The 23,778-nt window shown below is 63.2% G+C and carries 14 protein-coding genes and 1 tRNA gene; 7 read left to right on the top strand and 8 right to left on the bottom strand.

The window, feature by feature from the left end; translation table 11 throughout:
* Positions 1-187 precede the first annotated feature (187 nt).
* The 7 genes from nifJ to dnaX all read right to left on the bottom strand — a co-directional run bounded on the left by nifJ (position 188) and on the right by dnaX (position 11,781).
* On the bottom strand, positions 188-3,727 hold the full coding sequence (nifJ, locus tag ACTM86_RS08730; protein WP_441017332.1) for a pyruvate:ferredoxin (flavodoxin) oxidoreductase: 3,540 nt from the start codon (positions 3,725-3,727) through the stop codon (positions 188-190).
* Positions 3,728-4,204: 477 nt separating this feature from the next.
* Complete coding sequence (locus ACTM86_RS08725; RefSeq protein ID WP_441017335.1) at positions 4,205-5,143, bottom strand: FHA domain-containing protein; 939 nt, start codon at positions 5,141-5,143, stop codon at positions 4,205-4,207.
* Between the two features lie 3 nt (positions 5,144-5,146).
* Positions 5,147-6,988 (bottom strand): serine/threonine protein kinase, encoded by a 1,842-nt coding sequence (locus ACTM86_RS08720; RefSeq protein ID WP_441017338.1) that lies wholly within the window; start codon positions 6,986-6,988, stop codon positions 5,147-5,149.
* Positions 6,985-7,887: a hypothetical protein gene (locus tag ACTM86_RS08715; RefSeq protein WP_441017341.1), complete on the bottom strand. Its 903-nt coding sequence runs from the start codon at positions 7,885-7,887 to the stop codon at positions 6,985-6,987. The genes ACTM86_RS08720 and ACTM86_RS08715 overlap by 4 nt, the downstream gene beginning before the upstream one ends.
* A 243-nt stretch (positions 7,888-8,130) precedes the next feature.
* Positions 8,131-8,727: a recombination mediator RecR gene (recR, locus tag ACTM86_RS08710; protein WP_099432550.1), complete on the bottom strand. Its 597-nt coding sequence runs from the start codon at positions 8,725-8,727 to the stop codon at positions 8,131-8,133.
* 13 nt (positions 8,728-8,740) lie between these two features.
* Positions 8,741-9,061 carry a YbaB/EbfC family nucleoid-associated protein gene (locus ACTM86_RS08705; protein WP_427719331.1) on the bottom strand — a complete coding sequence of 107 codons (321 nt, stop codon included), beginning with the start codon at positions 9,059-9,061 and terminating at the stop codon, positions 8,741-8,743.
* Between the two features lie 221 nt (positions 9,062-9,282).
* Positions 9,283-11,781: a DNA polymerase III subunit gamma/tau gene (gene dnaX, locus ACTM86_RS08700; protein ID WP_441017344.1), complete on the bottom strand. Its 2,499-nt coding sequence runs from the start codon at positions 11,779-11,781 to the stop codon at positions 9,283-9,285.
* A 115-nt stretch (positions 11,782-11,896) separates the two neighbouring features.
* Between dnaX and ACTM86_RS08695 the strand changes: the two genes are divergently transcribed.
* The 7 genes from ACTM86_RS08695 (at position 11,897) to pknB (ending at position 22,951) form a co-directional block, all read left to right on the top strand.
* Entirely contained in the window at positions 11,897-12,622 is a 726-nt protein-coding gene (locus ACTM86_RS08695; protein ID WP_441017347.1) for a hypothetical protein, read from the top strand.
* A 144-nt stretch (positions 12,623-12,766) separates the two neighbouring features.
* On the top strand, positions 12,767-14,620 hold the full coding sequence (locus ACTM86_RS08690; RefSeq protein WP_441017350.1) for a serine/threonine-protein kinase: 1,854 nt from the start codon (positions 12,767-12,769) through the stop codon (positions 14,618-14,620).
* Positions 14,617-15,624, top strand: coding sequence for an FhaA domain-containing protein (locus tag ACTM86_RS08685; protein ID WP_441017352.1), 1,008 nt, complete (start codon positions 14,617-14,619; stop codon positions 15,622-15,624). Before ACTM86_RS08690 ends, ACTM86_RS08685 begins: the two co-directional genes overlap by 4 nt.
* Before the next feature lie 6 nt (positions 15,625-15,630).
* On the top strand, positions 15,631-16,047 hold the full coding sequence (locus ACTM86_RS08680) for an FHA domain-containing protein (RefSeq protein ID WP_055250779.1): 417 nt from the start codon (positions 15,631-15,633) through the stop codon (positions 16,045-16,047).
* On the top strand, positions 16,044-17,981 hold the full coding sequence (locus tag ACTM86_RS08675) for a Stp1/IreP family PP2C-type Ser/Thr phosphatase (protein ID WP_441017355.1): 1,938 nt from the start codon (positions 16,044-16,046) through the stop codon (positions 17,979-17,981). The genes ACTM86_RS08680 and ACTM86_RS08675 overlap by 4 nt, the downstream gene beginning before the upstream one ends.
* 16 nt (positions 17,982-17,997) lie before the next feature.
* Complete coding sequence (locus tag ACTM86_RS08670; protein ID WP_427719320.1) at positions 17,998-20,868, top strand: FtsW/RodA/SpoVE family cell cycle protein; 2,871 nt, start codon at positions 17,998-18,000, stop codon at positions 20,866-20,868.
* Positions 20,869-21,001: 133 nt separating this feature from the next.
* Positions 21,002-22,951: a Stk1 family PASTA domain-containing Ser/Thr kinase gene (gene pknB, locus ACTM86_RS08665; RefSeq protein WP_427795137.1), complete on the top strand. Its 1,950-nt coding sequence runs from the start codon at positions 21,002-21,004 to the stop codon at positions 22,949-22,951.
* Between the two features lie 429 nt (positions 22,952-23,380).
* Here the strand turns inward: pknB and ACTM86_RS08660 are convergent.
* Positions 23,381-23,456: transfer RNA gene (locus ACTM86_RS08660), tRNA-Arg, on the bottom strand.
* Between the last annotated feature and the right edge of the window lie 322 nt (positions 23,457-23,778).

Here is a 23,778-nt window from a genome sequence, read left to right as displayed (position 1 = left end):
CTCGAAGAGCCCGATCGCCGCCTTCCTGGCCTCGATGTCGTGCTTCACCCTCAAGTCGACTCGCATAAAAAGCCTCCCATTTCTCGTGTCCAAGAAATGGGAGGCAGTTCACGTAGTGCGCAGCGGGGGTTCTTTCATGTCCGAGGACGTCCGCGAAGGTTAGCCCTCAGATCCTGCGGTGGGAGACCTAGGCCTCGTTGTACACCGTCTTGAGCTTCAGCAGGTGAGCGTAGCGATCCATAGCGGCCTGCTCGTTCTCCTTGAAGAGCTCCTCGGCGCGCTCGGGGAAGGAACGCGTCAGCGAAGCGTAACGGGCCTCGTTCATCAGGAACTCCTGATAGCCGCCCGCGGGCTCCTTGGAATCGAGCGAGAACTTCTTGCCGGCAGCAGCCTCGGGGTTGAAGCGGAAGAGGTTCCAGTAACCGCACTCGACAGCCTTCTTCATCTCGGCCTGGCAGTTCTGCATGCCGCCCTTCTTGATGGAGTGCATCTCGCAGGGGCTGTAGCCGATGATGAGGGACGGGCCGTCGTAGGCCTCGGCCTCGTGGATGGCCTTAAGAGTCTGAGCCGGGTTGGCGCCCATGGCGACCTGCGCCACGTAGACGTAACCATAGCTCATAGCGATCTCGGCCAGAGACTTCTTCTTGGTCACCTTGCCGGCAGCGGCGAACTGAGCAACCTGGCCCAGGTTCGAGGCCTTGGAGGCCTGACCGCCGGTGTTGGAGTAGACCTCGGTGTCGAAGACGAAGACGTTGACGTTGTGGCCAGAAGCCAGGACGTGGTCCAGACCACCGAAGCCGATGTCGTAGGCCCAACCGTCGCCACCGAAGATCCAGAAGGACTTCTTAGTGAGGTAAGCCTTGTCGGCGAGGATCGCCTTGGAAGCGTCGCAGCCGCACTTCTCGAGCTCGGCAACGTAGGCGGCAGCAGCAGTCTTGGAGGCCTCGGCGTCGTTGACGGAGTCGATCCAAGCCTGACCGGCGGCCTTAAGCTCGTCAGACGGACCGTCAGCGGCGATGAGCTCCTGGGTGGCGGCGATCAGCTTATTCTGGACGGCCTCGTAACCGATGGCCATGCCCAGACCGTGCTCAGCATTGTCCTCGAACAGGGAGTTGTTCCACGCCGGGCCGTGACCGTCCTTGTCCTTGCAGTAAGGAGCGGTGGCAGCGGGGTTGCCCCAAATGGAGGAGCAGCCGGTGGCGTTGGAGATGAACATGCGGTCGCCGGCGACCTGGGTCACCAGACGTGCATAAGCGGTCTCGGCGCAGCCGGCGCAGGAGCCGGAGAACTCCAGGTAGGGCTGCTTAAACTGGCTGCCCTTGACGTTGGCCGCGATGAGCTCCTTCTTCTCGGAGACGTTCTTGACCATGTAGTCCCAAACGGGCTGCTGATCCATCTCCTGCTCGGCGGGAACCATCTCGAGGGCGCCCTTGGGGCAGACCTTGACGCAGTTGGTGCAGCCCATGCAGTCGAGCGGGGACACGGCCATGGTGAACTTCATGCCCTTGGCCTTGGGACCCATGGCGTCGAGCGTACGGGTAGCCTCGGGCGCGGCGGCAGCCTCGTCCTCGGTCATCGCGAACGGACGGATGGTGGCATGCGGGCACACATAGGCGCACTGGTTGCACTGGATGCACTTGGTCTCGTCCCAGTGAGGAACGACCACGGCGACGCCGCGCTTCTCGTATGCGGAGGCGCCCAGCTCAAACTGACCGTCGGCACAATCGACAAAGGCAGAAACGGGCAGGCTGTCGCCATCCATGCGATCGATGGGCTCGAGCAGGTTCTTGACCTGCTGGGCGATAGCGGACTTGGTCTCCTCGGAAAGCTCGACAGGAGCGGCGTCCTCGGCGGTAGCCCAGTCGGCCGGAACCTCGAACTTACGGAAGGCGGTAGCGCCGGCATCGATGGCCTTGTGGTTGGCGTCGACGATGGCCTGGCCCTTCTTCATGTAGGACTTGGTAGCCGCGTCCTTCATGTACTGCAGGGCGTCCTCGGCGGGCAGGACCTTGGCCAGCGCGAAGAAGGCGGACTGGAGCACCGTGTTGGTGCGCTTGCCCATGCCAACCTTGGCGGCCAGGTCGATAGCGTCGATCAGGTAGACGTTGACGTTGTTGTTCGCGATGTAGCGCTTGGCCACGGCGGACATGTGCTCGGCGAATTCCTCGTCGCTCCACTGGCAGTTGACCAGGAAGGTGCCGCCAGGCTTGACGTCGCGGACCATCTTGAAGCCCTTGACGATGTAGCTGGGGTTGTGGCAAGCGACAAAGTCGGCCTTGGTCACGTAGTACGGCGAGCGGATCGGGGAATCGCCAAAGCGCAGGTGCGAGACGGTAACGCCGCCGGTCTTCTTGGAGTCGTACTGGAAGTAGGCCTGAACGTACTTGTCGGTGTGGTCGCCGATGATCTTGATCGAGTTCTTGTTGGCGCCGACGGTACCGTCGCCACCCAGACCCCAGAACTTGCACTCGATGGTGCCGGGAGCTGCGGTGTTGGGCGCATCCTCGGCCTCGGGCAGGCTCAGGTTGGTCACGTCATCGACAATGCCGATGGTGAACTCGCGCTTGGGCTCGTCCTTCTTGAGCTCCTCGAAGACGGCAAACGCGGACGCGGGAGGCGTGTCCTTGCTGCCCAGGCCGTAACGGCCGCCGACAACCTTGATACCCGTCTTGCCGGCCTCGTAGAGAGCGGAGACGACATCCTGGTAGAGCGGCTCGCCGATGGAACCCGGCTCCTTGGTGCGGTCCATGACGGCGATCTTCTGGACGGTCTCGGGGAGAACGTCCACGAAGTGCTTGATGGAGAACGGACGGAACAGGCGAACCTTGACCAGGCCGACCTTCTCACCGTGAGCGTTGAGGTAGTCGATGACTTCCTCGAGCACGTCGCAGAAGGAGCCCATGCACACGACGACACGATCGGCATCGGGAGCACCGTAGTAGTTGAACAGGCCGTAATCGGTGCCGAGCTTCTCGTTGATCTTCTTCATGTAGCCCTCGACGACGGCAGGGAGCTCGTCGTAGACCTTGTTGCAGGCCTCGCGGTTCTGGAAGAAGATGTCGCCGTTCTCATGGCTGCCGCGGGTGTGCGGGTGCTCAGGGTTGAGCGCGTGGTCGCGGAAAGCCTGGACGGCGTCCATGTCGCACATCTCGGCAAGATCCTTGTAGTCCCACATGGCGACCTTCTGGATCTCGTGGCTGGTGCGGAAGCCGTCGAAGAAGTTGAGGAACGGGGTCTTACCCTCGATGGCGGCAAGGTGAGCCACCGGCGAGAGGTCCATGACCTCCTGGACGTTGCCCTCGGCGAGCATGGCGAAACCGGTCTGGCGGCAGGCCATGACGTCGGAGTGATCGCCAAAGATGTTCAGGGCGTGGGAAGCGACGCAACGCGCGGAGACGTGGAAGACGCCCGGGAGCTGCTCGCCCGCGATCTTGTACATGTTCGGGATCATCAGGAGCAGGCCCTGAGAAGCCGTGTAGGTGGTGGTCAGAGCACCGGCGCCCAGCGAACCGTGAACGGTACCGGCTGCACCCGCCTCGGACTCCATCTCGACGACCTTGACCGGGGTGCCAAAGATGTTCTTGCGACCCTGGGCCGCCCACTGGTCGACATGGTCGGCCATCGGGCTGGACGGCGTAATGGGATAAATTCCCGCTACCTCGGTGTACGCATACGAAACATATGCGGCCGCCTCGTTGCCGTCCATAGACTTAAACTTACGCGCCATATACCCCTCTCCTCTCATATAGGTATACAGGCCCCGGCGATTACCGGGATGTTGGCGTGATGGGATTTTCGCTGTTGCTTCCAGTCATCTGACAGGCGGACTCAGCAGCAGGTACATGGCGTGGAGAGAAGGCATGCCGAGGCGAGGAGGGCTGCACGCGCCCCACAGGCCCAGCTACCCGTCTTGCACATGATCGAGCGCCGCAAAGGCCGCATGCCGGATGCTCCCGGGCACGCCCCGGTGATGGGAAGCGCCCGCAACGGAAATCCGCATGCGGGTTTATTGTACCCCGCCGTCAAGTGTAATTTCGACAAATATAGGCGGGCGGTAAAGGTTTACCCCGAGCGACCATCAAGGGCAAAAATTATCCTTCCGTCACCGAGGGACCAAATGGCAGTTGCGGTGAAATAGGGACTGTTTTTGCCGGCCGCAGTCTTAAACAGTCCCTATTTCACCGCAACTTATTTAGGAGATGAGTCAGAGGGCGCCGAGGAGGATGGCGTAGGTTGTGGATTCTCCGAGCCTGAGCTCGTCACCGGGGTTGAGCTGAGCGGAGCGGCCGGGCTCGACCTGGGTGCAGACGTTCGTCGCGCCGTTTACCACCACAGTTCCGTTGGTGGACGACAGGTCCTCGACGTACCAGACATTTTGGTCATCGCACCACACGTGGGCATGGCGAGCCGAAACGTCATCGCCCACATCGGTGATATCGCCCTCCCCCGTCGCCAGCGCGCCGATCTCGACGCCCTCCTCACTCGGCTGAATCCAGCGCGGGGTGCTCACCACGTAGCCGTTTTGCACGCGCAGCAGTCCCAACGGGTGCGCAGGCGCCGCCTCGCGCTCGCCCGTGACCGTCGAGGTGCTCAGCGAGCGCGGCGTCGACGTGGCTCCGCCACAGGTCGCATGAGCGTAGTCGAGGGCATAGGTCACCGACGAGCGGACATCTGCCGAGCAGCCCACGGCGACAAACAGCACCAGGATGGCCTCGGCGCGCTCGGCGGGCATGAGCTCAGCCGCCTGCGACAGGCGCTCGAGCGCATTGCGATAGAGATTCGTGTCCTGATGGCATTCCTCGAGTGCCCGCACCATGGGCTCGCCAGCGGGGCCGCACACCATGTTGGTCACGGCCGCGGCGTCCATGGGATTGCGGCGGCGCAAGGCCAGCTGCGACATAATGCGCGCGGCCGAGGTACCGTAATCGGCAAAATAACGTTCCTGCAGCGTGCCGACTGGCGCGCGCACGATAAAGCGCGAAACCCAAGAGCGATCGGCAGCACGGCTCTGCGGACTACGGCCGTCGACGAGCGGGCGGCTCGAGAGCACCAGGCCGCACAGTTCGATATGGCTCAGGTGCGCTGCGCGCTTAAAGATGTCAAACATTGCCCCGCACGGGGTGAGCTCAGCTTGAGAAGCCATGGCTTAGCCCTCCTTGGTCGCAGAGATAGTGTCGGATACTTCGGCCGGCCCGCCAAAGGCGCGAGCAGCCGCGGCTCCGCCGGCAAGCGGCGTCGCCATGGAAATTTTCGCACGTCGCGCTGACACGACGGGAAGCTCAAAGGCAAACCCCATCGCCAGCAAAAACCACGTGAGCGCATAGGTTGCAATTAAGGCGGCAACGAAGCCGCTCGCTACGGCGCGCTGGGAAAACACGGTGCATGCAACCGCGATCAGCACCGGAACCTCGCAGGCAGAAAGCGCCAGTACGCCTTGCAGGAACCCCGTGCGACGATCGTGTGCCATGGCGCCGGCAGCGATGCCCACCATGCCCGGCGGTGCCAACGCCAGTGCGGCGATAATGGCCGGCAGCTTCCCGGACCACATAAGCGGTCCTACGACGAGCGTCACATGGGCGCCCGACGCCAACAGCGCAGCTGATACCACGACCACAGCCCAAAGCACGCCGCATACCGCCGTCGCACCAACCATCGCCGCACGCCGGGCCGTGTGCCCCGATACCTCCATCGGGCACGGCATGAGCGGCTCGGCGCGAATCGAGCGGGCGACATTTTGCGCATAGTGGTCGCAAAATGCCGAGAGCGCCGCCTCCACCGCAGCCGGCTCGGGACGATCTTCCTGATGGCAGGACAGGCAGGCCATGACCACGTCGAACAACTGGGCATCGACAAACGCCAGCGCATCGCGCAGATCCTCGGAATTTGGATCGAGTCCCAGCTGCTGAGCCTGTTCGGCCGCGGCAAGTGCCACATCGGGCTCGCGTCGCAGCAGTTGCGTCAAGTCGCAGCCGGGCGCGTGGGCGCCAACGGGATAATCGGGCAGCGTATCCATCTTGAGGCGATAAGGGCTGGCGATATCGCACGTCTTTTTGCGCGAGCCCGAAGTACCCGACGCACCCGGCGCTACTTCGTACGGCGCGACACCGGCGATGAGCTCGTAGACCGTACTCGCCGCTGCATAGACATCGATTGCCGGCGACATGCGAAGCATGCGCAGGTCGGGAATATCGTCGGTGAGCATCTCGGGCGGGGCGTAGGCCACCGTCGCGCGGCGCAGCGTGGCATAGCGCTCGGTAAACGACGCCTTGCCGCCGGTGCCGGCCACCGCAGAGGCGGGCTCGAGCGCCAGCGAAGAGCCAAAGTCGATCAAGCACAGGTCGAAGGTGCCTTCGGCAAGCTGTCGGTCGAGCGGCAGGCGCGCCGTGCGCACCATAATATTAGCGGGCGAGATATCGCGATGGACGAACCCCTCGCCTATCAAGCTCATGCGGCAGAGCAGATCGAACAGGTCGCGACCCAGGCGCGCCGCCAGGAGCGGCGACAGACGCCCGGCATCGTCCACGGCAAGGCGCGAGCGCAGGCGAGCGAGCGTCTCGCCCTCGACCCACTCCATGACAATCGCGGGCACGCCGTCAACCTCGCCCCATCCATACAGGCGGGGAAAGCCTCTAAGGCCCGAAAGGGCGCGATGGCATTCATATTCCTCGCGAAACGCCGCCTTGAACTTGGTGACCAGCGCCTCGTGGGCGACATCGTCATCAAATTCGTCGCGCGTTGGCAAGATGAGCTGCTTGAGTGCCACGGCCTCGCCCTGCGCGTTGACGGCACGCGTCACACGGCCGATACCGCCGCGGCGCATGGTGGCGTCATCGGCAAACAGCATCGTAAAACGGCGCAGGTAGGCGGGAAGCTCGTCCGGGCCCAGCGCAATGGCGGGCTCAAACCCTCCAACGCGCGCCAGGCGCAGGCCCACCATAGGGTCACGGCTGAGCGACTGGGTTGCCACAGAAGCAAGGCTATTCGTCATAGGGCGATCGCCGCCACTTTGGTATTGAAGTTGTTGAGCGCGACGTCGTCATCGCCATAATGCCCCACCCATTGGCACAGATTGGTGTAGCAACCCCATAGGTTGGCGTATTGCTGATACCACTTTGACTTGGGAGAAAACGTTTGCCGGCCAAACTCGGCACGGATGACAAACATATCGTTGGCCAGGCTGTCGCACGGTCCGGTATCGCCCGTAGCGTTATAGGTCGAAACCACGCTGTTGGCGCGGGCGACATAGCCATCGAGCATGTTGTATTTGGTCACGAGCCAGCTGTGAATACTCTCCTCCTCGGCAGCCGAGAGACCACCCGAGCCCGTGTCGCCGCCGGCACCGCCGTCCGTCGAGCCATCACTCGAAGATCCACCGCCAGAGGCGGAGCCCGAACCGGAACCGCCGCCCGACGAATCGGAGCTGGAGCCAGACGAACCCGAACCGCCGGGCTGGCCTGTCTGTTGGGCGTCCTGCCCCTTCTGCTGCTCGGCCTTATTGACGACAGAAGCCACACTGTTGTTGGAAAGCTTCGTAATGACCTTGGTGTTGGTGAGCACGATGGTCTTGCCGTTTGCCAGCGTAACCTCGTTGTCCGATGTTTCTGGACTGTCCGCATCGTCGCCACCGAACACAACATGCGAGACCACGCTCGCCCACGCATATCCGGTTGTCGTTCCCAAGTCGCTTTTGGCCTTGCGCCCAATATGCAGCTCGCGCGCAGCATACGCCTGTACCATGGACGGCACCGTCATGCCATAAGCCGAAACACCGGCTATGACCAGCACGAGCGAGCAAGACAGCAGCACATACGCCCGAGGCGCCAGGCCCAGCCGGCGTCGCATGCGCACCGCGGCGCCATGCTTTGTCTGAGTGCTAGCGGGCCGCATGCGTTCTCCTCCAACAAAAACACGCCGCTTAAAAGCGGCGTATTCTTTCAAATCCACATTTGAGTGTATCAGCGAACTCAAAAGGTTGTGCAACGAATGGGCAAATACGAGGTGAGAGTGGACCCATCCACGCGATAAGCGGATGAAAAGCAGGTTTGTTGCACAACAAATGCATGAACTCGTGCCCAATTATGAGCGCCCCGTGCGGCAGGCTGACGGGACATGCCGCGGAGCTGACGCCGCCTAGATCGCACGACGGGCCTCGATGGCACGGCCGAGCGTAAGCTCGTCAGCATACTCCAGGTCGCCGCCCACGGGCAGGCCGCTCGCCAGACGCGACACCTCGACGCCCAGAGGCTTGATGGTGCGGGCAAGGTAGCTCGCCGTGGTCTCGCCCTCAATGTTGGGGTTGGTGGCGATAATGACCTCGTGGATGTCCTCGTGGCCCAAGCGCGCCAGCAACTCGCGGATGTGCAGCTGCTCGGGGCCGATCTTGTCCATGGGGCTGATCACGCCGCCCAGCACGTGGTAGAGGCCGTGGTAGCTGCCCGTGCGCTCAATCGCCTGGACATCGCGCGGCTCACCCACCACGCAGATGCGGGTGGTGTCGCGCATCGAGTCTTGGCAGATGGAGCACTCGTCAGCGGTGGCGTAATTAAAGCAGCGGCTGCAAAAATGCACTTCCTGCTTAACCTCTAGAATGGCCTCGGCCAGGCGGCGCGCCTCCTCGGCGTCGGCCTCGAGCAGGTAGTAGGCGATGCGCTGGGCCGATTTGGGGCCAATGCCCGGCAGACGGCCCAGCTCATCGAGCAGTTTTTGCAGACTATGGTTGGCACTCATATATGTGCGCGTCTTAGAACGGCATGCCCGGGATGTTGAGGCCGCCGGCGATGGCGCCCATCTGCTTGTTGGCGAGCTCGTTGACGCCGCGGACGGCCTCGTTGACGGCAGCCATAATCATGTCCTGCAGCATATCGACGTCCTCGGGATCGAGCGCATCGGGGTCGATGGTGAGGTTGACGAGCTCCATCTCGCCGTTGACAGTCACCTTGACCATGCCGCCGCCGGCAGAGGCGTCGACGGTCTGGGACTTGAGGTTCTCCTGCGCGGCGGCAAGCTGCTCCTGCATCTTGCGGGCCTGCTTCATCATCTGCTGCATGTTCATACCGGCCATGATGGCTCCTTTACGTGTGGTCGCGCGACAAGCTGCAAGGGCAGCCGGGCACGGCGGGACTTTCAAACTCAAAAATCGTACCACGGCGCGGGGCATACGAGCGGGGCGGTCGCGCTAACTCAGTCGATGTACATGTCCTCTAGCGTGACGCGCCGCCCAAGACTATGCAAGGTCGAATTATGCAAGGTCTCACAACTCGGCGTATATACCCGCCCGCATAGTTACTCCACCGGCTTGAAGATGGTGGACTGGCCAAAGACACTACGTATGAGGGCTTTGGCCTCATCCTCGGTCTGCGGGATGCCCGGGGCTGCGCCCTGGTGACCGAAAGGACTGCCGGCACCGGGGTTGGACTCCCAAGGGGCAGCGAGGGCGTCGTCACTTGCAGGAGCGGACGTCGCAGCCGCGGGAGCTGCGGCCGAAGCGGCAGGGCTGGGCGCAGGCGCCGCGGCAGGCACGTCGAACGGAGGAAGATCTTCCCCGCTCGCATCGCCGGCGAAGCCGCCGACCATGGCGTCGTCGTAGGGTACCTGCTCGGATTCCCATGGCGCAGCCTGCGCAGACGGCTGAATCTTGGGAGCAGACGCGCACTCGGACACTCGGGGCGCGGGCTCGGTCGGGAGCTTGCCCGTGGCAGGAGCACCGGCAGGGTTATCGGAGCGCAGCCAGGGGGCCTTGGCAAGGTCGGATGACTTGGGTGCAGGCGCGGCAGCGGGCTTGGACGCGGGGATCGGAGCAGCCGGTTTGGGCACGGCGGGTTCAGTCACCGACGGGATCGGTGCCGCTACCGGTGCCGCTTTTGGCTGCGTCGCGCTGGCGCTCAAGGATGCAGGGACCGCCGAGGACACGGGTTGCGGGTCCGCAGATGCCGCAGCCCGTGCAGATGGAGAATGCTCCTCATGTTGAGGAGCCGGCCTGACACCTCCATCCAGGACGTAGTCGACGGTGCGACGACCGAAGACCGCACTGACTGTCGGCAAAAACACCGCCTGTGTATCAGCACGCCCGAGCATCTTGATAGCAAATGCCGTAGGGAACGAGACCGTGAGCTTAGAACCATCGTCTGCCGTAGCGCGAGCGTTCAACAGGAGAGCCGCATAAGAAGGTTGTTGGGCCTTGACGCGCTCGACGACCTCGACCCATTTGCGCTGGAGCTCGCCGGCATCCTCGACCGCAGGGGTCTCGGCGGCACCAGCGGCAGCAACCTGAGCGACAGTGTTGGGCTGGGGCTTAGGCGCCGGAGCGGTGATAGGCGCGGGGGCCGCAACGGGCTGAGGCGTCGGAGCTGGCGCAGGCCGAGGCGCAGGCGCCGCAGGCTTGGAAGCTGACACGGACGCAGGCTGCGTCGCCGGAGCGGCGGCGCCGCGATCCCAAGGCATGCCGCCCTGGCGCGCGGGCGTAGCAGTGGGAGCGGTGGATGCCACAGGGGCAGCAGCTCGGGCACCCGAAATCAGCGTCGGTTGTTGTGTCGCCACAGGTGCAGCCGCGACAGCCGCGGGCGCAGCACCACCAGCAGCAGCCACGCTCGCCGGCACCGCGGCGTTGGCGACCATGGCCTCCAAGCGTGCCACGCGCTCGGCCAGGGCCTCAATGGTCAGATCGGCCTCGGGACGTGCCAGGCGCGTGCAGGCGATCTCGAGCACCAGGCGCACGTCGCTCGCACCCCTCATCTCCAACGCGGCATCGTCGAGCACTGTCAGCACGCGGGCCAGACGGTCGGCCGGATGCCCGCCAAAGGCAGCGGCCTCGGCAGCAAGCGCCTCAGCCTGCTCGGCCCCGCCCTCAAACAGCTCGCCACGGGTACCGGCAACGCAGGCCACATACACGTCGCGCACGTGCGCCACCAGGTCGCGCGTCAGCTCAAGCAAGTCATTGCCCTCCTCGACCTGTGCGCGAATGAGCCCATAGAGTTCAGCAATATCACGCTCGGCGATGGCGCGGGCAAACTCGCCCAGGATCTGGTCCGAAACCTCGCCCAAAAGCGAGCGGGCATCGTCCGCATGCACGGCGCCGTTGCCAAAAACGCTCAGCTGCTCCAGCGTGGAAAGCGCGTCGCGCATGCCGCCCTTGGCATGGCGCGCCACGATGGCCAGCGCCTCGTCGTCGTAATCGAAGCCCTCCTGCTCGCACACGTAGGACAGACGATGCTCGATATCCTCGTTGCCGATGCGGTGGAAATCGAAGCGCTGGCAGCGCGAGAGGATGGTCTCCAGAATCTTTTGCGGATCGGTGGTGCACAACACAAAGATCACGTGCGCCGGCGGCTCCTCGAGCGTCTTGAGCAGCGCGTTGAACGCCGCCGTCGTGAGCATATGGACCTCGTCGATGATATAGATCTTGTACTTGCCACGCACCGGGGCAAAGTTAACGGAGTTGATGATCTCCTCGCGCACATTGTCCACGCCCGTACGGCTTGCGGCATCGAGCTCGTAGACATCGGGGTGGTTGCCCTCGGCGATGAGCTCGCACTCTTCGCAAGTGCCGTCGGGCATGCAGCCGCTTGCGCCCTCGGCGCGCGCCGCCTCGGCATTGCGGCATAGCAGCGCCTTGGCCAGAATGCGCGCCATGGTGGTCTTGCCCGTGCCGCGCGGTCCGCAGAACAGGTACGCGTGGGACAGGCGTCCCTCGGTGATGGCGTGCTCGAGCGTCGAGACGATATGCTGCTGGCCCACCACGGAGTCGAAGGTGAGCGGGCGATACTTTCGGTACAACGATTCCATGGGTGCTCCCCCGGGTATACTGAGTTTTGTTGCCGCGACGGCCATGCGGTCGCACGGCATACTGCACTCATAATAACCCGTACGGCGAGCCCGCCGCGATAGGAGTCCAAAGAGCATGGCAGACGCAGAGAGCAACCTCGTTCCCTCCGAAGCAGCCGACCAGGTCGAGGTCGCGCTCGAGAAACAGGCAGCAGCCGACGACGGCATCCTGTACCTCAACGAGTATCAGTACGAAAACGACCTCGTCACCGACTTCGCCCGCTTGGTCGCCTCGCCCAGGCGTCGCGGCTCGCTGTATGTCGCCGCGGCAATTGCCGCGCTGCTCGGCATCGGCATGTTGGTGGCCGGCGGCAACTGGATCAAGTTTGGCGTCGTCCTGATCGTGTTCGGCGCCTTTTTGGCCTGGTGGAGCAAAAACCTGCACCACACGCTCGCCCGCGACTTTATCGACGCCGTCGAGGCCGACAAGTCCATGGGTGGCCGCTATCGCCGCGTCGCCGCCAACGAGGACGGCTTGATGGTATGGGGCAAGAGCGGCAAGTCGCAGTTCTTCCCGTTTGAGAAGCTCGACCACGTACTCGACGGCGAGCGCATCTTTGTTGCCATGTTCGCAGACCAGGGCGTGACGATCCCCAAGGACACCTTTGTTCGCGGCGACGCCGAGCAGTTTGGCTCCTTCCTTAAGGCGCGCATCAACAAAAAGCTCCGCATCGAGACCAAGAAGAAGAAAATGAAGGCCGAGAAGGCTGCAGCCGAGGCCAAGCAGGGAGACAAGGCAGACAAGCCCCAGGACAACAAGGGCAAGCAGTGCAAGCAGAAGAAGGGCAAGAAGAAGCACTAAGGCCAAGTCAGACAGGCAGCCTCGCATCCCGCTATCCTCCCCATGCACCAGAGCGTGCTACACTAGCAGCATCTATGCCACCGCGAATGGCTCGGCCCCGCGCCCGCCGCTCGCAAACGAACTTTAAACGCACGAGGGTTGGCCATGCCGCTTTTCTCGCAACATACCGCCCGGTTCTCGCCGGACGTCCCTTTGGAGGGCACCAGCTCTCGCGAGCTGCTCAGGCGGTACCAGCCGCTCGAGACGCTTGCGACCGGCGGTTTTGGCTCCATCGAGATTTGCCGCGACACGCACCTGCGTCGTCGCGTGGCCATTAAGCGCATCCCTCTTATCAACGGCTCCGGCATGCCCGCCAGCGACATCATGGATGTACTGCGCGAGGCACATACCGCCGCCATGCTTCAACATCCCAATATCGTGCAGGTTATCGACTTTACGCATGACACCGCCTATGCCTACCTGGTCATGGAGTATGTCGACGGCATGTCGCTGGCCGAGTTTTTGCATCGCGTGGACGGCCACTCGCTCACCTTTGATGAGGCAGCGACCATTGCCGACGCGTTGGGTCAGGCGCTCACCTTTGCCCATGCAAACGGCGTGCTTCATCTGGACATAAAGCCCGCCAATGTGCTCATTGACCACTCGGGCAATGTAAAGCTCACCGACTTTGGCATGGCGCGGCTGTCATCTGCCGGCGGCTTTGGCGGATCGCGCGGCGGCACCATCGGCTACATGCCGCCCGAACAGCTCGATATCGAGACCGGCACGGTCGACGAGCGCGCCGATGTCTTTGCCCTTGCCTGCGTGATCTACGAGGGCCTGTGCGGCAGCGCCCCCTTTATGGCGGCAACGCCTGCCGACTCGCTCGACCGCATCATCGGCGGCGCCACCTACCCCAGCGAGCTGATCCCGCACTTTCCCCCGGGGGCCGAGGCAGCGCTCATGAGCGCCCTCTCCCCTATGCCGCAAGACCGCCCCGATAGCATCGAGGCATTCTGCGACCAACTCCTTGCCGGCTTGGGGAGCGTGCGCGAAGGCCGTCGCAGCTTGGAGCAGATGGTAAGCGAGCTTTCGGACGACGAGCACGCGGCAGACGATATGGAGTCGCTGCCTTACGAGGATAACGCCATCGAAGTCGACCCCGCGCTTGGTTGGGCGGGCACGCGCTGGAGCTGCGCGCGCGATTACACCATGCGCGGTGTCTCGGCGCTAACGTGTGCAACCTTCAGCTTTTTGCTTATGCAGACAGCGGGCGTCGCGGCGCTTCCCGGGCTGGTCGCCGCGGCCATCGCTATTGGCGCGGCGGCAGGCTTGGCACCGCAGATCGGCTCGGCTATCTCGGCCGTGGGCTTTTTGGTGCTCATGGCCAACGCCACCATGCAGGCGCAGGGCATCCTGTCGATGCTGCCGGTCGCGGTCATTTTTGCCGCCGCCATGTCCGGATGGTGGATTGCCTGGGGACGCACCGAAGCGGCCGCGAGCGCGGCACTCACCTGCGCGCTTGCGCTAGGTTGTCTAACCGGCGACGCCATCCTTGCCGCCGGGGCCGCCGCGGGCTTCGCGGCGTTTTGGCTCGGCCCGGCAAGCGCCGCTGCCGCCACGGGTATAGGCGCGCTTTTTGCCCGCCTGGCCGCAGCTGCCCTCCCTACGGGAGGCGTGCTGGGGCTTGGCAATGTCGCCGCAGCGCTGGGCGACGCGTTCCTCTGGGCCGCCTTCGCACTGATTGCAGCAGCAGCCGCGGCAACGTCGCTGCTGCTCAATGCCCATGCCAAGCGCGCCGAGCAGGGGTCAAACCTCGCCGCCATCGTCGCAATTGCCGTCGCCGGTATCGGCTCGGCCGTATCGTTTTGTCTTGCACACCATATGGAAATTGCCAGCCTTGCGGGCACGGTCGTCGCCAAGGCGGCGGTTGCGGGAATCCTATCCTCTATAATCGTTGGGATATGCCTGTATTTGCTCGGATACCAAAGAACCTATACGGAGAGTGATCTTTCGTGAACTTCCTGAACATCTTCGAGGACCACGTGGCCGGCATCTTCGGTGCCACCCGTGCCCCGTTCTCCTTTAAGAAGCTTGCCAAGCAGGCTGCTCGCGACATGGAGGATCAAACTCTGGTGATCAACGGCGTCAACACCGCGCCGGCGCTCTATACCATCCTGATCGCCACCGATGACGATCCCATGCTTGCCCCGTTCTATCCCGAGCTTTCGCGCGAGGTGCGCGAGTTTGTGAAGGCGCAGGCCGAAAAACGCCGCTACGTCTTTGTCGGCGAGCCCCTTGTTCGCTTTATGATCGACCCTCAGCTGCGCGCCGGCAAGTTCTCGGTCTTTGCCGAGAACGTCGACGCTCCCACGCTCGGCCGTCTGTACGAGGAAGAGCGCGCCTATCAAAATGGCCTGGGACAGAACAACTCGGCCACAAGCCGTGCCGCAAGCGCCCCCCGCGCCGGCCAGCAGCAGTTTGCATCGCCGCAGCAACACCCGGCCGCCATGCCCCAGCAGCAGCCGACACCCCGCGCTGCCACTCCCGACCCGCTCGCTGTGGCTGACCCCTTTGCACCCAATGTCCCCGATCCCGCAGCCCCCATCCCTGTGCCGCAAACCGTCTCGCGCGACGCACTTGCCGGTATGGGCGGAGCGGCTGCCACTGGCGCCGCCGTGGGCCTTGGCGCTGCGACCAGCATCGCCTCCAACATGGCAAGCCCCCGCGCCCCGCAGCGTCCGCTCGCCCAACTCGTCGACGTCGTGAGCGGCGAGAGCCACAACATCACCTCCGCGCAGGTGACCATCGGTCGTGAGCGCTCGGTATCCGACATCGCCCTGCGCGACCCCAACGTGTCGCGCCGTCATGCCCAGCTCACCTTTACCGGCTCTGACTGGTCGATCGAGGACCTCAACTCCACCAACGGCACGCTCGTCAACAACCGCCGCATCACGCGCTGCCCGCTGCGCAACGGCGATCTGCTAACGTTTGGCCTGAGCACCTTTGAATTTAGGGGTTAATCGCTTATGAACATCGATATCGTCCTTTTTGCAGGCCGCATCGTACTGGTCGTCCTGCTTTATATCTTCTTGTTCGCCGTCATGAAGACCGGCGTGGGGCTCGTGCGCGGCCAGCGCCGCGACTCTGCCATCTGGACGATCGATGTGGACAAGGGCCCGCGCGGCATCCGCGGTATTCACGTGGATATGCTTGGCCCCGTCATCGTCGGTCGTTCGCCGTCATCTGACATCTGCATCAACGAGCCGTTTGTCTCTGCCTCGCATGCGCGTTTTTCGCTGCAGGGCCCGGCACTTATTATCGAGGACCTCAACTCGCTCAACGGCACCCTTGTTAACGGCCGCCAGCTGGTGGAGCCCGCAACACTGCGCGAGGGCGACGAAGTCCAGATTGGCGACGTGGTCATGAAGGTGAACCGTCGATGATCGACGAGGAGAACAAGTCCGCAACCATGTCCGAGGCACTGGCTGCCCCCGCGGCCGTGCCGGCTCATGCCGCCCCGGCGGGCCCTGCGCCCGTGGAGCCCGAGGACACCGTGTTCTCCCTGCCTCTTTCGCATGTAACGCAAGACCATCCGATGCCCACCGATGGCCAGGATGAAGATAATTCCACCGATGCCCCCATCGGCGCGCACGCCGTTGCCGATCAACCTTCGGCACCGGAAACTACACCTGCGCCGGCCCACTTTGCCGAGTCTGTCGCCGCGGCAATCGATGAGAGCGCCGCGGTGTTTTTGGCCCCCGAGCCCACGGCACCGGTGTTTCCCGTAGTTCCAGCACCCACCGCGGCGCCCGAGCCCGCATCTACACCGGCACCCGCGGCGGCATCCTCCCCCGCGGCCGCATCGGCGCCCGAGGCCGTGCAGCCTACGGCCGAAGAGATGCCCGTCGCAGCGACGGAGGACGCCTCTCAGCCCCACAGCACGCCCGCGCCCGCGCACTTCGCGGCACCCGAGCCCGCAGCCGTCGCCCCGCAAGACGAAGAGCCTGCCGACAACACAACCGAAGTGCCCGCCACGTCTAAAGTCGACGACCCGAGCAACGAGGCCAACGCCGTCTCGCCCGGCGACACGGCCGAGATTGATGTCGCCGCCGTGGAGGCCAAGCTCAAGGACCCTGGTTCGACCATGAGTTTTGAGCCGCTGGCCGACGAGCGCATCGAGACCGATTCGACCTACGATGCCGGCACCACCACGCAACTCATGTGGGGCGCCCGCTCCGATGTTGGCTGCGTGCGTCCGCACAACGAGGACTCCTACCTGGTACAGTCGCCGCTCTTTTGCGTGTGCGACGGCATGGGTGGTCACGCCGCCGGCGAGGTAGCCTCATCCATCGCGGTCGAGACCATCGCCAAGACGGCGCCACAGGCTGCCGACGCCGCGCGCCTAGCCGCAGCCGTCGAAGCTGCCAACGCCGCCGTCATCGAGGCCGCACTCAACGGCCTGGGCAAGCCCGGTATGGGCTGCACGGCGACCTGCGCCTATATCGAAAACGACATGCTCGCCATCGCCCACGTGGGCGACTCGCGCGCCTACCTGCTCCACGAGGGCACGCTCATCCGCGTGACCCGCGACCACTCCTATGTGGAGGAGCTCGTGGACGCTGGCGAAATTACGGCCGACGAGGCGCGCGTCCATCCCAACCGCTCGGTTATCACACGTGCGCTGGGTTCGGACCCCGCCATGTATGCCGACCACTTTAGCCTGCACATCGAAGAGGGCGACCGCCTGATCCTGTGCTCGGACGGCCTTTCGAGCATGATTCCCGATAGCGAAATCGAAAACATCGCCACGCAATCGTCTACGGCGCAGATTTGCGTCGATAACCTGGTAGACGCCGCGCTCGCTGCCGGCGGCCACGACAACGTGACGGTAGTCGTTGTGGACCTGGTCGACGACGGCGTCATGCGCGAGGCGAAGCGTGTTCGCCGCCGCAACGTCACCATTGCCGCCATCCTGGGCATCGCTTTTGTGCTGGCGGCAGCCATCTGGGCCTACGCGGGCGTCACCGGCTCGTATTACCTGGGCACCTACAAGGACACCGTCGCGGTCTACCGGGGCATTCCCGGCAAGCCGCTCGGCCTTAAGCTGCACTGGCTCGAGAGCACGACCGCCATCAAGCTATCCGACCTACCCGAAGACACGCAGAATCGTCTGAAAGCAGGCATTCCGCAAACGAGTGTTGACGACGCGCAGGACACTATCTCCAAGTACCGTCATCAAATCGATGAGGAACAGACCCGCCAGGTGATCGACGCGCAAACGATTCGCGACAACACCGACCAGGAATCGACTTCCAAATCGAATTCCGAAAAAACCGCCGAACAGTCCGCCGAGGCCGAAGCCTCCGATAAGAATTAGAAAGGGAGTGCCGCTTATGAGTCGCCGCAACACCGAAATGCTCTTGCTCATCGCCTCGGCGTTCCCCGTCATCCTGCTGTATGCGATGTACGTGCTCACCGCAGGCGCTTCCATCTCGTTTGAAACGCTCGCCGTGCCGATCGGTCTTTTTGCCGCCTTCGCCGCGGCGCATATCGCCGTGCGCATCCTGGCGCCCGGTGCCGATCCGGCCATCCTGCCCATCGTCTTTGTGCTTTCGGGCATCGGCATCACGTTCGTAACGCGTCTGGCACCCGCCCTCGCCATCTCGCAGCTCGTCATTCTGTTTGTCTCGGTGGCACTGATGGTGGGCACGCTCGCGATGATCAAGAATCTCGATGTGGTCATGCGCTACAAGTACACCTTTGGCATCATCGGCATCATCTTGCTGATGCTGCCCATCTTTATCGGCACCACCATTTCGGGCTCCAAGCTGTGGATTCGCATCGCCGGCTTCACCATCCAGCCCGGCGAGTTCGCCAAGATTTTTATCGTATTGTTCTTGGCCGGATACCTAGCCGAAAACCGCGAGCTACTCTCCATCTCCAATCGCAAGATCTTGGGCCTCAAGGTCCCGCGCCTGCGCCTGCTGCTACCGCTGTTCGCTGTGTGGGGTGTATGCCTTCTGGTCGTTGTCTTCGAGCGCGACTTGGGCTCCGCTGTGCTGTTCTACACCATCTTCTTGCTGATGCTCTACGTCGCCACGGGACGTTTCTCGTATGTCGTCATCGGCCTTGCGCTTTTGGCAGTGGGTGCCGTGGGCGCCTACAAGTTCCTGTCGCATGTCCAGGTACGTTTCCAGATCTGGGCCGACCCCTTTAAGGATGCCCAGGGCCAGGGCTACCAGATTGTGCAATCCCTTTTCTCGTTGGCTGACGGCGGTCTTATCGGCGTTGGCATCGGTAATGGCATGGCCAATAACATCCCCGTCGTCGAGTCCGACTTCATTTTCTCGGCCATCGGCGAGGAAATGGGCCTTTTGGGCGGCGGCGCCGTACTCGTCCTGTTTATGCTCTTTGCCGTGCGAGGCCTGACCACGGCCGCCCGCGCTAAGTCCGACCTTGCCGCATTTAGCGCCACGGGCCTCACGGCCGCCATTAGCTTCCAGGCCTTCTTGATCGTTGGCGGCGTTACCCGCCTGATTCCGCTGACCGGCGTCACCCTGCCCTTTATGAGCCAGGGCGGCTCATCGCTGCTGGCGAGCTTTATCATTGTCGCGCTTTTGCTGCGCGCCGGCGATGAGGCCACCGGTCGCGAAGCCGAGCTCACCGGTACCGGCACCATGGCCGCCATCACTGACGACCAGGTCGCTTCTGCCGCGGCGCATGCCGGCACGCGCTTCGCTTCTTCGTCTTCCTACGGCCGTGGCAGCCACTCCACCGGCTCGCGCATGCGTCGTCGCCTGCTCGATACGCCCGAATCTGGCGTGCTCGGCCGCGTGGCGCTCGCCAACCGCCTAACCCGCGCGGTGTTTGCCTTTACGGCCCTGTTCGCCATCCTCATCGGCAACCTCACCTATGTCCAGGTCATCAAGGCCAAGGATTACCAGGATATGCCGACCAACAATCACACCATCGCCCGTTCCAAGTACATCCAGCGCGGCTCCATCATCACGTCCGACGGCGTGACGCTGGCCGAATCGCTGCAACAGGAGGACGGCACCTACGTACGCTCCTACCCTAACGGCAACCTGGCCGCCCATGTGGTTGGCTATGTGAGCCAGCAGTACGGTACCGCCGGCATCGAGAGCGTGATGAACGACACGCTCACCGGTTCCAAGGATTACTCCAGCTGGAACAACGCCATCGCGTCGCTCGCGGGCCAAAACCAGCCGGGCAACACCGCCAAACTCACCATCGACTCCCGCATCCAGACGGCCGCCGAACAGGCTCTCAAGGGCTTTAAGGGCGCCGTTGTGGTCATGGACCCGCGCACTGGCGCGGTGCTCGCATGCGCCAGCTCGCCCACCTACGACAACACCAACATCGACGCCCTGCTGCAATCGGGCGGCGGTGAGGATGGTTCTATGTACGACCGCGCCATGGACGCCCTCTATACTCCGGGCTCCACGTTTAAGGTCGTCACGCTTTCGGCGGCACTCGAGACCGGCACCGCAAGCCTTTCGAGTACTTATCAGGCGCCCGGTTCCATGGATATCGGCAATGCACCGGTCACCAACTCCGCCAATGAGAGCTACGGCACGATTAGCCTGCAGCAGGCCTTTGCCGTGTCGTCCAACGTCGTCTTTGGTCAGGTGGCAAACGAGGTCGGCGCCAGCTCGCTCGTACAGTTCGCCAACGCCTTTGGCTATGGCCAAAAGCTCGGTCAGGACCTAACCGCCGCGGCGTCCATCATGGCCGACCCCTCGCTCATGACCGAGTGGGAAACCGCCTGGGCCGGCGCCGGCCAGCCCGTCGGCATGGACCACACGCCGGGCCCGCAGACCACCGTCATGCAGAACGCCGTTATCGCGGCGGCCATCGCCAACAGCGGCGTCGTCATGGACCCGTTCTTCGTTGCCCAGGTGCTCGCCCCAGACGGAACCGTGGTCAAGACCACGCAGTCCCGCTCACTGGGCCAGGCCGTCAGCGCCACCACGGCCGAACAGGTCAAACAGGCCATGCTCGACGTCGTTCAATCCGGCACCGGCACCGATGCCCAGATTCCGGGCGTCAAGGTTGCCGGCAAGACCGGCTCTGCCGAGACCGTCGGCACCAAGGTCAACTCGATGTTCGTCGGTTTTGCGCCTTACGATTCACCCACGGTCGCCATCTCGGTAGCCTTGGAGGATTACGACAAGCACGACGTCGAGGCGGCAAAGATCGCCGGCATCGTCCTGACCGCGGCGCTTGCCGCCCAGGGAGCGTGATGCCCGTGATTGATGCGCAAGCATGGGGCGTGCCGCGGCCGATAACACTAGCGGCAATGCGCCACACGGCCCCAGCGGCCTCAAATTTGGTACTACACACATCGTTGAGCGAATAGTCATGTTAGGAGCAGGAATGGAACAGAGGGTCCTCGGGGGAAGATACCTCCTCAAGGATAAGGTAGGGACAGGCGGCATGGCGACCGTCTACCGTGCACAGGACCAGGTCCTCGACCGCACGGTAGCTATCAAAATCATGCTGCCGCAATATGCCGGCGACGCCACCTTTGCCGCACGCTTTAAGCAGGAGGCCCAGGCAGCCGCCGGCCTCTCCTCCCCCTATATCGTCGGCGTCTACGATTGGGGCAAGGACGGCGACACCTATTACATCGTCATGGAATACCTGCGCGGCACCGACCTTAAGAGCGGCATCAAGAGCCACGGCGCCCTTGATCCCAAAAAGGTCGCTCAGATCGGCTCGCAGATCAGCTCCGCACTTTCGGTCGCCCACAAGCACGAGATCATCCACCGCGATATTAAGCCGCAGAACATCATGGTGCTGCCCGACGGCAACATCAAGGTCATGGACTTTGGCATCGCGCGCGCCAAGAACAGCCACCTTACGCAGGACAACAACGTTTTGGGCACCGCCCACTACGTAAGCCCCGAGCAGACCCGCGGGCAGGATCTAGGCCCCACCTCGGACATTTACTCGCTGGGCGTCGTGATGTACGAGTGCGCCACCGGCCGCGTGCCTTTCGACGGCGACGATGCCATCTCGGTCGCACTCAAGCAGGTCAACGAGCTGCCCGTGCCGCCGAGCCAGATCAACTCCGGTGTCGATGCCGATCTTGAGCGCATTATCCTCAAGTGCATGGAAAAAGATCCGGCTAACCGTTTCCAGACGGCCGACGAGCTGCGTCAGGTGCTCAACAGCTACCTGTCTGGTCGCGCCGTCAACGTGCCGGAGCCTACGCGCGTTATCGGCGCCGTTGGCGACCTGGGTGCCACCAAGACCCGAGAGCTATCCGACCAGACGCGCGCCATGGTACGCCCCGTCTCGGGCGTGAGCGGACAAAATAACGCTCGCAGCTCCGTCTCGGGTTCAACCGGCTCTTACGCCACCGAGCAGCCCAAATCCAACAAGAACAAGATCATCGCCGCCGTAGTTGCTGCGGTAGCCGTAATCGGCGTCATCGTGGCCTTTGCCACCGGACTCTTTGGCGGCGAGCAGGTCCCGGTTCCCGATGTGTTGGGTAAGGACCAGGAGACCGCCGTCGAACTGATTAAGGATGCCGGCCTTGACGTCGGAACCATTGACCAGAGCTACAACGACGACGTCGACGAGGGAAAGGTTGTCGAGCAGACTCCTAACGGTCACACCAAGAAGCCCAAGGGCACCAAGGTGAATCTGGTAATCTCCAAGGGTCCCAAGCCCTCCGAGAAGGTTGATGTCCCGCAGCTCGTTGGTCTGACCAAGGACCAGGCAGAGGCGGCGCTGGCAAGCGTCGGCCTTAAGGGCAATGCCACCGAGGAAGCCAACGAGGCCGAAAAGGGCGAAGTCTTTGAACAGGGCACCGATGCGGGCAAGGAAGTCGAGAAGGGCACGACCATTTCGTACAAAGTCTCGAGTGGACCCGACACCACCTCCGTTCCCGATCTGACCGACATGACCGAGGCTCAGGCACGCAACGCCCTCGATATGGCCGGCTTCGGCGTCGATGTGACCTACCAGGAGAACGATTCCGTCACCGAGGGCACCGTCATTAGCTGGAACCCCAGCGGTAAGCAAAAGCCCGGCGCCACGATTACCGTCGTCATCGCCAAGAAGTCCGGCAAGGCAAACGTTCCGGGCAACCTGTACGGCAAGAGTATCTCCTCCGCCGTCACCGCGCTCAACAACGCCGGATTCTACAACATCGCATTCTGCGATCAGAACGGCAACCCCGTGAGTGGTAACGAAAACGCCACCGTGACGGGCGTCTCCCCCACTGGCAAGCAGTCCACCGACAGCACGATCACGCTGACGGTTTCGATTTCTGGCTCTGGCACCGATTCAGGCGACGATTCCGGCACGACCAACTAGTCATCGAGACATTGCCCACAGCAGCTGATGCCACAAACATATTCGCTCACAGGCGCCCGCTTGCTCCCCCAGCAAGCGGGCGCTTTCTTTATCCGAAGCAGTGAAAACTACGGTATGCCTTTAAACCAGAAGAGCCCGGTACCGTGGTGGTACCGGGCTCGATATTGCTCTGGTGCCCCCGGGCGGATTCGAAAACTCCCCCCGCGGGAAAATCGGTGACGCGGGTGTCGACGGCCCGAATCCGGCCCTTAGACCAGAAGAGCCCGGTACCGTGGTGGTACCGGGCTCGATATTGCTCTGGTGCCCCCGGGCGGATTCGAAAACTCCCCCCGCGGGGAAATCGGTGACGCGGGTGTCGACGGCCCGAATCCGCCGGCGGCCCCCCACAAACCAGAAACGGCGCCGCTCCCGCGACGCCGTCATATTCCCTGGTGCCCCCGGGCGGATTCGAACCGTCGACACCCGCTTTAGGAGAGCGGTGCTCTATCCCCTGAGCTACGGAGGCATGTTGTACTAGTGTAGCAGATTTGCGCCACTGCCATGCAGCGCATAGCCACTCTTCGAAGTTACGGTGGGACAGCCTTCCGGAAAGCGTGTCCCACTATCCAGACGAATTCTGGGACGGGCTTTCCGGATGGGGCCTCTCTAGGAAACTACGACCCGAAATTTGAGCTCGAAACGGGATATGGTTTCCCAAATGAGCCTGTTCCGGAAACGGGACTGCGGACAAAAAGTTGGACCGTTGAGGTCCGGAACGGAGTCCGCATGGCATACAGTAGGAGAATGGTGGAGAGGGCCAGGGCGCTTCGCGGCGCCGGGCTCACCGT

This window comes from Collinsella sp. HCP3S3_E11 (assembly GCF_052067375.1).
Taxonomy (GTDB): Bacteria; Actinomycetota; Coriobacteriia; order Coriobacteriales; family Coriobacteriaceae; genus Collinsella.
Note: the sequence above shows the minus strand (reverse complement) of the source record. Positions and strands in the feature narration are given on the sequence as shown.

Excerpts from the sequence above, each read along its gene's own strand:
- ACTM86_RS08715 (WP_441017341.1), bottom strand. The coding sequence starts at position 7,887 with ATGCGGCCCGCTAGCACTCAGACAAAGCATGGCGCCGCGGTGCGCATG.
- ACTM86_RS08705 (WP_427719331.1), bottom strand. The coding sequence starts at position 9,061 with ATGGCCGGTATGAACATGCAGCAGATGATGAAGCAGGCCCGCAAGATG.
- nifJ (WP_441017332.1), bottom strand. The coding sequence starts at position 3,727 with ATGGCGCGTAAGTTTAAGTCTATGGACGGCAACGAGGCGGCCGCATAT.
- ACTM86_RS08690 (WP_441017350.1), top strand. The coding sequence starts at position 12,767 with ATGCCGCTTTTCTCGCAACATACCGCCCGGTTCTCGCCGGACGTCCCT.
- ACTM86_RS08680 (WP_055250779.1), top strand. The coding sequence starts at position 15,631 with ATGAACATCGATATCGTCCTTTTTGCAGGCCGCATCGTACTGGTCGTC.
- ACTM86_RS08675 (WP_441017355.1), top strand. The coding sequence starts at position 16,044 with ATGATCGACGAGGAGAACAAGTCCGCAACCATGTCCGAGGCACTGGCT.
- ACTM86_RS08720 (WP_441017338.1), bottom strand. The coding sequence starts at position 6,988 with ATGACGAATAGCCTTGCTTCTGTGGCAACCCAGTCGCTCAGCCGTGAC.
- ACTM86_RS08695 (WP_441017347.1), top strand. The coding sequence starts at position 11,897 with ATGGCAGACGCAGAGAGCAACCTCGTTCCCTCCGAAGCAGCCGACCAG.
- recR (WP_099432550.1), bottom strand. The coding sequence starts at position 8,727 with ATGAGTGCCAACCATAGTCTGCAAAAACTGCTCGATGAGCTGGGCCGT.
- pknB (WP_427795137.1), top strand. The coding sequence starts at position 21,002 with ATGGAACAGAGGGTCCTCGGGGGAAGATACCTCCTCAAGGATAAGGTA.
- dnaX (WP_441017344.1), bottom strand. The coding sequence starts at position 11,781 with ATGGAATCGTTGTACCGAAAGTATCGCCCGCTCACCTTCGACTCCGTG.
- ACTM86_RS08670 (WP_427719320.1), top strand. The coding sequence starts at position 17,998 with ATGAGTCGCCGCAACACCGAAATGCTCTTGCTCATCGCCTCGGCGTTC.
- ACTM86_RS08725 (WP_441017335.1), bottom strand. The coding sequence starts at position 5,143 with ATGGCTTCTCAAGCTGAGCTCACCCCGTGCGGGGCAATGTTTGACATC.